Origin of the sequence: Micromonospora sp. C28SCA-DRY-2 (genome assembly GCF_030519475.1) — a bacterium.
GTDB lineage: Bacteria > Actinomycetota > Actinomycetes > Mycobacteriales > Micromonosporaceae > Micromonospora.
On the sequence record NZ_JAUMKD010000001.1, the window covers coordinates 322,972 to 336,074 of the forward strand.

Sequence of the window (13,103 nt, forward strand, 5' to 3'; positions counted from 1 at the left end):
TCACTCCACCCGGGCGGCCTTGGCCAGCTCGTCGTCGAGGGTGCGCACGTCCTCGGACTCGATGCTCGGCCGGTTGCCCTCGCGCAGGTCCTCGTTCGGCCGGACGACCCAGTACAGCAGCCCGATCCAGAGTGTGGTGAGCATGATCGCGCCCATGAAGTCGGTCGGGTGGTGCATGCCCCGGTACATCCGGGAGACCGCCACCCCGACCGGCATGACCACCGCCAGCGCCACGAAGATCCACCGCCACCAGCGGTCAGTACGCGGGAAGACGATCAGCGTGATCGCGATCCAGACGCAGAGCGTGGCCGCGATGTGCCCGGACGGGAAGGACGAGGTGGGCATCGGCCCGTCCAGGTTCCCCACCGGCGGGCGCGGCCGGTCCACCGCGGCGGCCGCGGCGAGGAAGAGGCTCAGCTCGCCGAACATGGTCAGCGCCACGAACAGCACCGGTCGCCAGCGCCGCCACACGGCCAGCACCAGCGGGCAGAAGACCAGCGAGATGAGCAGGATGGCGTGGGTGTCGCCGGCCTTGCTCCACCACCAGCTGACGTCGTCCCGGCCCGGCGTGCGGTGCTCGGCGAACCACCGCGGCACGTCGGTGTCCAGGGTGGCGAAGAAGGTCCCGCCGGCGTGGTAGCTGACGAACATGCCGAAGCCGTAGAGGGCGCCGAGCACCAGCACCCAGCCGACGATCAGCTCGAACACGGCGGCCCGGGGGTGCGGCAGCAGGTGCGCCTCGTCCGGGGCGGGGGCCACGTCGTGCGCGGCCTCCGGCTCCAGCCCCTCGGTGATCGGCGGCACCGGCCGGCCGCGCTCCAGCCGCCACAACCGGAAGGCGTACGCGGTGACGCCGAGCCAGGCGGCGCCGAGCAGCCAGGCGCCCAGCACGTCGGAGACGAAGTGCACGCCGAGCGCGATCCGGGTCAGGCCGATCAGGGTCACCACGGCGGCGACCAGGGCGATCGCCGGCTTGCGCCAGCGGCGCGACATGGCGGGCAGGAAGACCAGCAGCAGCGCCCCGTAGGCGACCATCGAGCCGAGCGCGTGCCCGCTGGGGAAGCTGTCCCCGGCGTAGCTGCCGATCGGCACCTCCACCTCGGGGCGCAGCCGGTCGACCAGCGTCTTCAGCGCCGGGTCGAGGATCAGCGCGCCGAGGCCGGTGACGATCAGGAAGACCGCGAGCCGGCCCTGCCGGCGGATCAGCAGGCCGATCACGGCGACCGACACCAGCCAGATGATGACCGCCCGGCCACCGAGGTCGGTGAGCGCGTTGAGCACGGTGACCAGCGGCCCGTGCGGGGCGACCAGGTCGTTGAGCCAGGCGGCCACGCCGTGGTCGACGTCGTAGAGCGGCGTCCACCGCACCCGGACCAGGACCAGCAGGATCCCGAAGCCGACCCCGGCCCCGAGCACCAGCGCCAGGCCGGCGAGGGTGCGTTCGGTGAAATGACCCAGGGGTCGTCGCAACGCCTCTCGGACCGTGGTCACGGCAGCCTCCCTTTCGCCTTCGGCGTGCCGCTTGTACCCGATCGGCGATTCCCGTACACCGGGCCGGGCCGGGGCCCGCTAGAGCGAGGTCATCTCGCCGGTGTCGAAGACCTCGTCCCGCTCGGACTCGGGCTCCCACAGGTCGGGCTGGGCCGGCTCCTGCACCCCGATCCGCACCGCCTCGAGCTGGGCGGCGAAGGCCAGCCCGCCGAAGAGCGCCATCCCGGTGAGGTTGGCCCAGAGCAGCAGGGCCATCATCCCGGTCAGCGCTCCGTACGTCTGGCCGAACCCGTCGCTGTACGCCACGTAGGCGGCGAGCAGCAGGCTGGCCAGCCACCACAGCGCGGTGGCGATGGCGGCGCCGAAGATCAGCCAGGACAGTCCCGGCTGCTTGCGCCGGGGCGCGTGCCGGAACAGCACGGCGACGGCCAGCACGGTCAGGCCGAGGCTCAGCGGCCAGCGGATCACGTCCCAGAAGCCGTGGACGAACTCGCCCCACTCGTAGTGCCGCTGCACGGAGTCGCCCATCGGACCGCCGCCGACCAGGATCAGGAAGCCGGTGAGCGCCGGCACGCCGGCGGTCAGCGCGAGGACGGCGGCGCGCACGTACTTCCACAGCGCCGGGCGGTCCCGCTCCACGCCGTAGATCCGGTTGGCGCCCCGCTCGATCTGGGCCATGGTGCTGGTCAGCGCCACCAGGCCGGTCAGCAGACCGAGGCTGAGCGCCAGCTCACCGGCGCGTTCGGTGCTCTCCCGCTCACCCAGCAGTTCGGCCACCATCGGCTCGCTGGCGCCCGGGGTGAGCGCCAGGACGGTGTCCGCGACGACCTGCCCGCCCTCCTCCACGCCGAGTTCGCTGATCAGGCCGGTCAAAGCAATCATGAACGGCACCACGGCGAGGCAGAGTTGCAGCGCGAAGGCGCGCGAGTGGCTGAACCCGTCGCCGTAGCGGAACCGGATGAAGGCGTCCCGCAGCAGGTGCCAGCCACCCTCCCGGCGCAGGGTGTGCCAGGCGTCGTCGGCGGAGAGCTCCTCGTCGGCCATCAGCCGGGTCTCCGGCACCATCCGGGTGCTACTCACGGCGGGCCTCCTCGATGAGCTGCTCGCCCCGCTCGGCCGCGGCGTCGACGTCCACCGTCAGGTCGCGTGCCCGCTCCGGCTGCGGTACGCACAGCCAGAGCGCCCGGCGGCGGATCTCCGCCTTCAGCGTGCGGCCGGGGGCGATCAGGTCGCCGTCGAGTTCCCGGGGCTGGGCCCGGTTGCTGGTGATCTCCACCCGCCGGCAGCGGAAGACCTCCATCCGGGGTACCCGGTCCTGCCGGCGCAGCACGGCCCAGCCGAGCGCGAGCCAGTGCCGCAGGGTACGCGGGGTGAGCACGGCGACGTCGAGGTAGCCGTCGTCCGGCTCGGCCTCGGTCAGCAGGGTCAGCCCGCCCTGGAGCCGGCCGACGTTGGCGACCAGCACCGACCGGGCCCGCCGGCGCAGCGGCGGCTGGTCGTCGAGGCTGATCGAGACCCGCATCGGCCGGTCCCGCAGGTGCCGGGCGGCCCCCACCACGTACGCCGGCCAGCCGATCCGCGCCTTGGTGGTCTCGCTGGTCGCGGCGAGCATCTGGGCGTCGAAGCCCATCCCCGCCATCACGGTGAAGTAGTGGTCCTCGACCGCGCCGACGTCGAGCAGCCGCCGGCCGCGCTCGACGGCCACCTCGATGCCGGCGGCCAGGTCGGTGGAGAGGCCGAGGTTGGCGGCGAGCAGGTTGCCGGTGCCCTGGGGCAGCACCGCCAGCGCCACGTCGGTGCCGACCAGCCCGCGGACGCAGGACATCACGGTGCCGTCGCCGCCGCAGGCGAAGACCACCTCGACACCGGCCTTGACCGCCTGCTCGGTCTGGCCCCGGCCCGGGTCCTCGACGGTGGTCTCGTACCACAGCGGCTCCGGCCAGCCGGCCGCGGCGAGCGCGTCGTTGACGGTGCTCCGCAGCTCGTCGAGGTCGGCCACCTTGACCGGGTTGACCACCACGGCGGAGCGCGGCCCGCCGGCGCCCGCCGGTCGGCTCTCCTGTCCAGCATCCACGGCGTCAGTGTGCAGCACCGGGGGGCGTTCAGCGAGCCCACGGCGACCGCCCGTTGGCAGTGCCACAGACAGGTTTGCCGGCGCGGCCCGCCGACCGGCGGGCCGCGGCTCGGCCGAGCGGCGGGTCAGGCCGCGGTACGGAGCGCGACCTCCACCCGGCGGCGCAGGTCGGCGAGGTCGAGCCCGGCCTCGGTGAGCACCAGCGCGGCCAGCCCGTGCCCCTCGCGCAGCAGCCCGAGCAGGATGTGCTCGGTGCCGATGTGGTTGTGCCGCAGCCGGATCGCCTCGCGCAGGGACAGCTCCAGCACCTTCTTGGCGCGGGGCGAGAACGGGCCGCCCGCGTACCGCCGGCGCCACCAGCGGCGCGGGGCCGGCGCCGCCTCGCGGAGCGCGTCCGGGCCGAACGACTCCTCGATCCGGGCCACGATGGCGGCCAGGTCGATGCCGATCTCCCGCAGCGCCGCGGCGTCGGCGTCGGCGAGGCCGGTGGCCCCGTGCGCGGTGTGCCGGTGGATCCGCTCCCGCAGGTCGTCGCCGCGGACGCCGGCCTCGGCGAGCACCCGCGCGGCGAGGCTGTCGCCGTCGGCGAGCAGTGCGAGGAGCAGGTGCTCGGTGCCGACCGGCCGCTGGCCCTCGCTGCGGGCCTCCTCGCGGGCCTGCCGCACCACGGTGCGGGCGCGGTCGGTGAACCGCTCGAACATCACGCCTCCCAGGATTGTCCGACCGCCGGTCGACCGGCGTGCTTCTTGTGGACCGCCTGCCGGCTGACCTCGAGCGCGTCGGCGATCTCCTGCCAGGACCAGCCCTGTCGACGGGCGTTGTCCACCTGGACCACCTCAAGCCGCTCGAGCAGCCGGCGCAGCGCGCGGACGGCGCGCAGGCCGACCCGGGGGTCGGTGCTGCCCGCGGCCGCCGCGAGTTCCGTCGCCTGACTCATGCCGTCAACTTACGTTGACACAGGAGGAGTTGTCAACCCTTGTTGACACGCGAGCCGCCCTCGGCCGGTGCTACGGTCCGCGCGTGTCCGCCGCAGCCCTTCCCGTCCGCCCGTGAGCACCGTGGTCGGCGACCCTCCTCCCACCGGGACGCACCGCTGGTCGGCCGGTGGGTTCACGCTGGAACTCACCGGCGGCAGCGTCGTCGGCAACCGCTACCGGGCGAACTACGACGTGTTGCACGTCGACCCGGCGTTGCCGTTCGCGGCGGTGGCCGACGGGATGGGCGACGGCGAGGGCAGCCGGCGGGCCGGCGCCGCGGCGATGGGCACGCTGGTCGAGCAGGTCCGGGCCGGGTGGCCGGCGACCGGCCCCGGCCCGTTGCGCGCCGCGGCGGCCGGGGCGCAGGCAGCCGTACGCGCCGCCGGCGCGGGCCGTCCCGAGCTGACCGGCTGTACACTCACCGCCCTGCTCGTGGAGCCGGACGGCGGCCAGGGCTGGCTGGCCCAACTGGGCGACTCGCGCGCCTACCGACTCCGCGGCGGCCTGCTGGAACTGCTCACCGTGGACCACACGGTGGCCTGGCTCGGCGTCGTGCACGGCTGGTACCCGGCCGACTCCCCCGCCGCCGCCCGGGCCCGCTACCAGCTCACCCGGTACGCCGGCCACCCGGACGGACCCGAGGCGGACCTGCTCGCCGTCACGCTGCGCCCCGGCGACACCCTGCTGCTCTGCACCGACGGGGTCAGCGACCAGGTCGACTACCACCGGCTGCGGGACCTTCTGTCGACCCGCCAACCGGCCGACGCCGTCCGCGCGCTGCTGGACGCCACGCTGGCCGCCGGCGGCGACGACAACGCCACCGCCGCCGTCCTCCGCGTCCACGCCCCGACGCGCTGACGGCACCGACCCGATCGACATGTCTGCCCACCCCTGCCAGGCGGGTGTAGCGGCGCCCTCACCCCCACCGGCGTGTGCCGGGCAAGGGCTACCGCGCCCGGAACCGGACGCGGAAACGCCGCTGGCCGGCACCCGTTCCGGTGCCGGCCAGCGGTCGGTCCTTCATGTTCGGTTGTCAGTTGTTCCAGTGCTCGGTGACGAGGTCGGCGGCCTGCTGTTCCCACTGGGCGTAGTGGTCGGGGTAGGCCGACACCTGCACCGTCTGCGCGGCGACGGTCAGGGGCATGTCCTGCCAGCCGTCGACCTGCTTGAGGCCCTTGAGGAACGCCATGGTGGAGTACTCGGGGTCGGTGATCTGCTCGACCGTGCCCCAACCCGAGCTCGGGCGCTGCTGGAACAGGCCCTGCGAGTCGTGGTCGTTGCGCTCACCCAGGTGGCCCAGGTTCTCCAGCTTCGACTCCTGCAGCGCGGTGGCGATGGCCACCACGGCGGCCCGCTCGTCCATGCCGGACTTCTTCGTCGCCGCGATGATCGCCTTCACATTCGCGGTCTGCTCATCGTTCAGCTCGATGCGCGACTGCTCGCCCTGCACACCATGCGGGATCAGCTTGCCCATGTCCGGCTTGTCGGCCTGCACGGTCACGGCGACCGGCTTGACCGCCTCAACCGGAGCAGCGTCGGCGGTGGCGGGGCCGGCGACGACGCCACCGGCGAACGCCAGACCAGCAATACCCAGAACGCTCTTACGCATGATCGTGTTCATCACAAAAGCTCCTTCGGGGGTCAACGCCACCAGCCCAAAAGGGGGAACGGGCACAGGGGCGCAAGCACCACCAGGGCGCTCAAAAGACTTCGGAGGATCCGGCACACGCGGGGCGGGGGATGCCCTGGTACCGGGATGCCCGGCCAGAGCCGCGAGACGTGTCCTTCGCGGTGCCGGACTGTGTGTAACGACCGCCAGGCCACCATCATTCCGGGGCCCTCAACCCTCACCGGCGTGCGCCGGTGGGGACCGGTGCGGCGATCGTTCGGGGGGATGCAACGACCACCGGGCCGCCGTCATTCCGGGGCCACGATCCTCAACCGGCGGGTGCCGGCGGGACCGGTCCTGCGATCGTTCGTCAGGGGGATGTAACGACCGGCCGCCCGCCATCATTCCGCCAGGCCCGTCTCGCCGGCCATGCCAGCGGCGAGCCCTTGCTCGATCGTTCGCGAGATATAACGCCCCCCGACCCGGGCCCGATTCCACCACCCGGATGCCGCCGGTCACACCCACGAACCCGACAAACCCCCCAGGCGGCACGGCGGCTCATACGGCCGGCCCTCAATCGCCGGGAAGATCGACTCCATGTCGCCGATATGGGGCCATCCCGACCCAGTTGACACCGCCACATCGGCGAAACGGCGCAGGCCGCCCGGGTCGATACCGCCACATCGGCGAAACAGCGCCAACCCCGCGGCACACCCGACAAGCCCCGTGCGCGGAATATCCCCGACACGGGGCGACCCCGACCACGAACCGGGACCGAGCGACCAGAACAGGCCCGCCGCGCCGACACGGGCGGCCTGGACCACGACGGGGGTGTGGCCCGCCGTGACCGGCGCAGGGATCAAGCCTGACCGCCCGGAGCCGGTCACGGCGGGCCACACCCCAACCGCAACCACCCACCCACCGCAAGACGAACCCCGGCCAGGAACCAAGCCTGACCGCCCGAAGCCGGTCCCGGCCGGCCACACCCCCAACCGCAACCATCCACGCACCCCAAGCCGACCCCGGCGCAGGGATCAAGCCTGACCGCCCGGAGCCGGTCACGGCGGGCCACACCCCAACCGCAACCACCCACCCACCGCAAGACGAACCCCCACCAGCAACCAAGCCTGACCGCCCGAAGCCAGTCACGGCCGGCCACACCGCAACGTCCACGCACCCCAAGCCGACCGCGGCCCAGGGAGCAAGCCAGACCGCCGGTCACGGCGCCCACACCCGCAACCGCAACATCCACGCACCCCAAGCCGACCCCGGCCCAGGGATCAAGCCGGTCGCTGGAAGCAGCCCGAGGAGACCGGGCAGCCCGGAACGCCCCCGCCGGAGCCGGACCCGGAGCCGGCGATACCGCCCCGAGCCCGTACGGTCGGGACTAACCTCGGGTGGGAGCCAGTCGTGCCGGGCGCGACGCCTGCGGAGGTGATGCCGGATGGCCGCAGCCGCCGACGCAGCGGTGCTGGTCGGTGTCGGCTCGGAGCGCAACTACCCCGCGGTCCGGCTGGCCGCGCAGGAGGCCGCCGCGCACGAGCGGCAACTGCACCTGCTGCACGCGTTCAACTGGACCGCCGCCTTCGAGGCGCCGACGATCGCCCAGCCCCGCGTCCACGCCGAGGAACTGCTCACCGAGGCACACCGGATCGCCGCCGAGGTCGCGCCGGACCTGCCGGTGCACGAGGAGATCGTGGAGGGGCCGGCGGTGGCCGTGCTGGTCCGCCGGTCGGACGCGGCGTTCCTGGCCGTGGTGGGCGACGGCGGCATGGCGGCCTGCGCGGACTGCGTACCGGCCGAAGCGCCGGCCGTGCAGTTGGCCGCGCGGGCCGGCTGCCCCGTGCTGGTGGCCCGCCGGGAGCCGCCGCCACAGGGCCCGGTGCTGGTCGGCGTGGACGGCACCGCCAGCTCCGAGGCCGCGCTGGAGTGGGCGGTCGACTGCGCCGCCCGGCGGGAGGCGCGCCTGCTGGCGGTACGGGTGGTCGAGCCGGACGAGACCATCGAGGACGCCACCGGCCAGCTCGAAGCGGTGGTGGCCCGGTACGCGGGCCGCCGCCCGGACCTGCCCACCGAGTGCCACGCGATCCGTGGCGACCCGGGCAACGTCCTGGTCGACCAGTCGCGCTCGGCCCAGCTGGCCGTGGTCGCGGCCCGGGGCGACGAGCCGGCGCGGGGCATGCTCGGCGCGGTGAGCCAGTCGTTGCTCTACCACTCACCGGCGCCGGTGATCGTGATCCGGGGGTTGACCGGGATCCCGACGGGTGGGGCCTAGCGCCCGGCCGGCGCGGGACCAACGGCCCTGAGCCGTACCGGCACGGTCGGCGAAGCTGGGATCGGCCCGGATGGATCCGCGCTGTGAAGATGCAGGATTCCCCTACCCGCGAGAGGCTCAGGCAGTATGGACACCGCTCTCGACCTGCACGGCCCCCTGACCGAAGACGAGCTGCGCCGGCTGGACGCCTACTGGCGGGCGGCGAACTACCTCACCGTCGGGCAGATCTACCTGCTGGACAATCCGCTGCTGCGCGAACCGCTGACGCCGGAGCACGTCAAGCCGCGGCTGCTGGGCCACTGGGGCACGTCGCCGGGGTTGAACCTGCTCTACGCCCACCTGAACCGGGTGATCGTCAACCGTGACCTGTCGGCCATGTTCATCACCGGGCCCGGCCACGGCGGGCCGGCGATCGTGGCGAACACCTGGCTGGAGGGCACCTGGAGCGAGAAGTACCACGGCACCGGCCGCGACGAGGCCGGCATGGCGCGGCTGTTCCGCCAGTTCTCCTTCCCCGGCGGCATCCCCAGCCACGTGGCGGCGGAGGTGCCGGGTTCGATCCACGAGGGCGGCGAGCTGGGGTACGCGCTGAGCCACGCCTACGGCGCCGCGTTCGACCATCCGGACCTGCTGGTGGCCTGCGTGATCGGTGACGGCGAGGCGGAGACCGGCCCGCTGGCCGGCAGTTGGCTCTCCAACGTCTTCCTCAACCCGGCCCGCGACGGTGCGGTGCTGCCGATCCTGCACCTGAACGGCTACAAGATCGCCAACCCGACGGTGCTGGACCGGATCCCGGCCGACGACCTGCTGGAGATGATGCGCGGCTTCGGCTACCAGCCGTACGTGGTGGCCGGCGACGAGCCGGCGCAGGTGCACCAGGCGCTCGCCGCGACCCTGGACCGGGCGCTGGACGAGATCGCCGCGATCCAGCGGGCGGCCCGCTCCGGTGGCGCCGTCGAGCGTCCGCGCTGGCCGATGATCATCCTGCGGACGCCGAAGGGCTGGACCGGGCCGCGCGACGTGGACGGCAAGCAGGTCGAGGGCACCTACCGTTCGCACCAGGTGCCGCTGTCCGAGGTACGCAAGAACCCGGACCACCTGGCCGAGCTGGAGCGCTGGCTACGCAGCTACCGGCCGGAGGAGCTCTTCGACGCCACCGGTGCCCCGGTCGCCGAGCTGCTCGACCTGCCGCCCGGGGGCGACCGGCGGATGAGCGCCAACCCGGTCACCAACGGCGGGGTGGTGCTGCGCGAGCTGAACCTGCCGGACTTCCGCGACTACGCGGTGGACGTACCCCGGCCGGGTGCGACGGTCGCCGGGGCCACCGGCGCGCTGGGGCCCTGGATCCGGGACGTGATCGCGGCCAACCCGGAGACGTTCCGGCTCTTCGCCCCGGACGAGGTCGCCTCGAACCGGCTCGGTGCCGCGTTCGAGGTCACCGACCGGGTCTGGCTGGCCGGCACGGTGCCGGGCGACGACCACCTCTCCCCCGACGGCCGGGTGATGGAGGTGCTCTCCGAGCACCTGTGCCAGGGCTGGCTGGAGGGCTACCTGCTGACCGGCCGGCACGGCCTCTTCACCAGTTACGAGGCGTTCATCCACATCGTCGACTCGATGGTCAACCAGCACGCCAAGTGGTTGAAGGTGACCCGCGGCATCCCCTGGCGGCAGCCGGTGGCCTCGCTGAACTACCTGCTCTCCAGTCACGTGTGGCGGCAGGACCACAACGGCTTCTCGCACCAGGACCCGGGCTTCATCGACCACGTGATGAACAAGAAGGCCGAGGTGGTGCGGGTCTACCTGCCGCCGGACGGGAACACGCTGCTCTCGACCATGGACCACTGCCTGCGCAGCCGGCACTACATCAACGTGGTGGTCGCCGGCAAGCAGCCCGCCCCGAACTGGCTGTCGATGGACGAGGCGATCCAGCACGCCCGGCGGGGCATCGGCATCTGGGACTGGGCCAGCACCGACCAGGGCAGCGAACCGGACGTGGTGCTCGCCTGCGCCGGGGACGTACCGACGCTGGAGACCCTGGCCGCCGCGGACCTGCTGCACCGGCACCTGCCCGAGCTGAAGGTGCGGGTGGTCAACGTGGTGGACCTGATGCGGCTCCAGCCGGCCTCGGAGCACCCGCACGGCCTGTCCGACAAGGAGTTCGACACGATCTTCACGCAGAACCGGCCGGTCATCTTCGCCTACCACGGCTACCCGTGGCTGATCCACCGGCTCACCTACCGGCGCACCAACCACGACAACCTGCACGTGCGCGGCTACAAGGAGGAGGGCACCACCACCACGCCGTTCGACATGGTGATGCTCAACGACCTCGACCGGTTCCACCTGGTCATCGACGTGATCGACCGGGTGCCGGGGCTGGCCGCCCGGGCCGCGCACCTGCGCCAGGAGATGGTCGACGCCCGCCAGTCCTGCCGGGACTACACCCGCCGCTACGGCGAGGACGACCCGCGGGTGGCGGAGTGGCGCTGGATCCGCGAGACCGATCCGGGCCTGCGGGGCGGGCAGTGAGCGCGCCGGGCGCGGCGGTGGCCACGGGCAGCGGCCGGGCCGGCGGGACGGAGGTGCGGACCCGGTGAGCGGTACGGAGATCCTGGTCGGCTACGACGGTTCCACCGAGGCCGCCAGGGCGCTGGAGTGGGCGCTGGACGAGGCCGGCCGCAGCGGCCACCCGGTCCGGCTGGCGTACGTCTACGAGTGGCTCACCGTGGCCGGCTGGCTCGGCCCCGGCGTGGCCCCCGGCGTCTGGCCGGACGAGACGGCCCGGCGGCAGGTCGAGGACCTGGTGCGCAGGGCGACGGCGGACGCCGCCACGACGAGCCCCGGGGTGACCGTGCACGGCGAGGTGTTCGACGGGCCACCCGCGCTGGTGCTGGAGGAACGGTCGGCGCGGGCCGGCCTGCTGGTGCTCGGCAGCCGCGGGCACGGCGGCTTCACCGGGCTGCTCGCCGGGTCGACGGCGGTGGCCGTCGCCGGCCACGCGCACTGCCCGGTGGTGGTGGTCCGCGGCGAACCGGGCCGGCGCGGCGGGCACATCGCGGTCGGCGTGGACGGCTCGGAGTTCTCGCTGGTGGCGCTCGGCTTCGCGGTCGAGCAGGCGGCGGCCCGGCGGGTGCCCCTGCACGTGCTGCGGGCCGCGCACCCGCCCGCCGGCCAGCGGTCGCCGTCCGGCCCGGAGGAACGGGAGGCGGCGGCGACCGACCGGGCCGAGCTGGAGGAGGCGCTGGCCCGCTGGCGGCCGGCCTTCCCCGACGTCCAGGTGACCGTCGAGGTGGCGGCCGCCGCGCCGGCCGCCCTGCTGGTCGAGGCCAGCCGCAACGCGCAGCTGGTGGTGGTCGGCAGCCGTGGCCGCGGCGGGCTGCGCGGGATGCTGCTCGGCTCGGTCAGCCAGCAGTTGATCCAGCACGCCCACTGCCCGGTCGCGGTGGTCCGCGAACGCTGACCGCAGTGTCCGGGTGCACCCCCACCCCCGCCGGGCGAGCAGCACGCGGGCCGAACGACCCGGTGACGGCGGGACCTGGGTACCGTGCGGTGGCCTGGCGGATGTCGCAGGATGGAGCGGCAACCCACCCCCGACGCCACCCGGGTGCGGCACGATGGGCAGAGACGAAAGGGTCGTGACGATGAGCCAGGAGACGCCGGCGAGCGACCGGCCGCTGACCACCGCGCTCGCGGAGGCGGCCGCCATGGCCGGTCACGCCCCGTCGGTGCACAACACCCAGCCGTGGCGGTGGCGGGTGCTGCCCGACGCGCTGGAGCTGTACGCCGTCCCCGACCGCCGGCTCACCGCGACCGACCCGGAGGGGCGGCTGCTGGCGATCAGCTGCGGCACGGCGCTGCACCACGCGCGGCTGGCGCTGGCCGCCGAGGGCTGGACGGCGATGGTGGAGCGGCTGCCCGACCCGGACGAGGTGGACCTGCTGGCCCGGCTGACCGGGTTCTCCCAGAGCGGGGCCGACCCGGACGCGATGCACATGGTCCAGTGCATGCAGGTGCGGCACACCGACCGGCGGCCGGTCAGCGACGAGCCGGTGTCCACCGCCGCGCTGGGGCAGATCACCTCGGCGGTCGCCGCCGAGGGGTGCCGCTTGCAGATCCTCGACCGGGACCAGGTGATGGAGTTGGCCGCGGCGGCCGGGCACGCCGCCACCGTCGAGGCGGAGGACCCGCTGCTGCGCGAGGAACTGGAGTACTGGACCAGCCGGGCCGGCACCGGCACCGGGCTGCCCCCGGAGGTGCTGCCCGAGCAGGCGCCGCAGACCACTGTGCCCGGTCGCGACTTCGGCCGCGCCGGCAGCCTGCCGATCGGGCCGGGCCACGACCGGGCGGCGGTGTACGCGCTGCTCTACGGCGACGAGGACGAGCGGGACAGCTGGCTGCGCGCCGGCGAGGCGCTCTCCGCGGGGTGGCTGACCGCCACCCGGCAGGGCGTGTCGGTGACCCCGCTGAGCGGGGTGGTGGAGGTGGAGCGCACCCGGCAGGCGCTGCGCGGACTGCTGGCCGGGCTCGGCCACCCGTACATCGTGCTGCGCCTGGGGATCGCCGACCCGGCGCACGCCGGGCCGCCGCACACCCCGCGGCTCCCGGTGGAGCAGGTGGTGGACACCTCGGCGGTACGCGGCCAGCGCTGACGCCCTCGGGCCGGCGGCCGGCCGGCCG

The 13,103-nt window shown here is 73.8% G+C and carries 11 protein-coding genes; 5 read left to right on the forward strand and 6 right to left on the reverse strand.

What is annotated here, in order from left to right; all coding sequences use genetic code 11:
- The 5 genes from Q3W71_RS01445 to Q3W71_RS01465 form a co-directional block, all read right to left on the reverse strand.
- Complete coding sequence (locus Q3W71_RS01445) at window positions 1–1,491, reverse strand: phosphatase PAP2 family protein (protein WP_302917453.1); 1,491 nt, start codon at window positions 1,489–1,491, stop codon at window positions 1–3.
- Between the two features lie 78 nt (window positions 1,492–1,569).
- A complete protein-coding gene (locus Q3W71_RS01450; RefSeq protein WP_302917454.1) occupies window positions 1,570–2,571 on the reverse strand; it encodes a YihY/virulence factor BrkB family protein in 1,002 nt (333 codons plus the stop codon).
- Window positions 2,564–3,565 carry a diacylglycerol kinase family protein gene (locus Q3W71_RS01455; protein ID WP_302917455.1) on the reverse strand — a complete coding sequence of 334 codons (1,002 nt, stop codon included), beginning with the start codon at window positions 3,563–3,565 and terminating at the stop codon, window positions 2,564–2,566. Before Q3W71_RS01455 ends, Q3W71_RS01450 begins: the two co-directional genes overlap by 8 nt.
- Window positions 3,566–3,690: 125 nt before the next feature.
- Window positions 3,691–4,266, reverse strand: a complete 576-nt coding sequence (locus Q3W71_RS01460) for a Clp protease N-terminal domain-containing protein (protein WP_302917456.1) — start codon at window positions 4,264–4,266, stop codon at window positions 3,691–3,693.
- The gene (locus Q3W71_RS01465) at window positions 4,266–4,502 is read right to left on the reverse strand and encodes an HTH domain-containing protein (RefSeq protein WP_088995221.1); all 237 of its coding nucleotides are present in this window, start codon (window positions 4,500–4,502) and stop codon (window positions 4,266–4,268) included. Before Q3W71_RS01465 ends, Q3W71_RS01460 begins: the two co-directional genes overlap by 1 nt.
- 112 nt (window positions 4,503–4,614) lie before the next feature.
- On the opposite strand from Q3W71_RS01465, the gene Q3W71_RS01470 reads away from it, so the two are divergent.
- The gene (locus Q3W71_RS01470) at window positions 4,615–5,400 is read left to right on the forward strand and encodes a PP2C family serine/threonine-protein phosphatase (RefSeq protein ID WP_302917457.1); all 786 of its coding nucleotides are present in this window, start codon (window positions 4,615–4,617) and stop codon (window positions 5,398–5,400) included.
- A 175-nt stretch (window positions 5,401–5,575) separates the two neighbouring features.
- On the opposite strand, the gene Q3W71_RS01475 is transcribed toward Q3W71_RS01470, so the two are convergent.
- The gene (locus tag Q3W71_RS01475; RefSeq protein ID WP_302917458.1) at window positions 5,576–6,163 is read right to left on the reverse strand and encodes a hypothetical protein; all 588 of its coding nucleotides are present in this window, start codon (window positions 6,161–6,163) and stop codon (window positions 5,576–5,578) included.
- Window positions 6,164–7,595: 1,432 nt separating this feature from the next.
- Between Q3W71_RS01475 and Q3W71_RS01480 the strand changes: the two genes are divergently transcribed.
- The 4 genes from Q3W71_RS01480 (at window position 7,596) to Q3W71_RS01495 (ending at window position 13,075) form a co-directional block, all read left to right on the forward strand.
- Window positions 7,596–8,426, forward strand: a complete 831-nt coding sequence (locus tag Q3W71_RS01480; RefSeq protein ID WP_302917459.1) for a universal stress protein — start codon at window positions 7,596–7,598, stop codon at window positions 8,424–8,426.
- A gap of 126 nt (window positions 8,427–8,552) precedes the next feature.
- Window positions 8,553–10,955 (forward strand): phosphoketolase, encoded by a 2,403-nt coding sequence (locus Q3W71_RS01485; protein WP_302917460.1) that lies wholly within the window; start codon window positions 8,553–8,555, stop codon window positions 10,953–10,955.
- Window positions 10,956–11,019: 64 nt separating this feature from the next.
- Window positions 11,020–11,886, forward strand: a complete 867-nt coding sequence (locus Q3W71_RS01490; RefSeq protein ID WP_302917461.1) for a universal stress protein — start codon at window positions 11,020–11,022, stop codon at window positions 11,884–11,886.
- Window positions 11,887–12,040: 154 nt separating this feature from the next.
- Window positions 12,041–13,075: a nitroreductase gene (locus Q3W71_RS01495; protein WP_368050070.1), complete on the forward strand. Its 1,035-nt coding sequence runs from the start codon at window positions 12,041–12,043 to the stop codon at window positions 13,073–13,075.
- Window positions 13,076–13,103 lie beyond the last annotated feature (28 nt).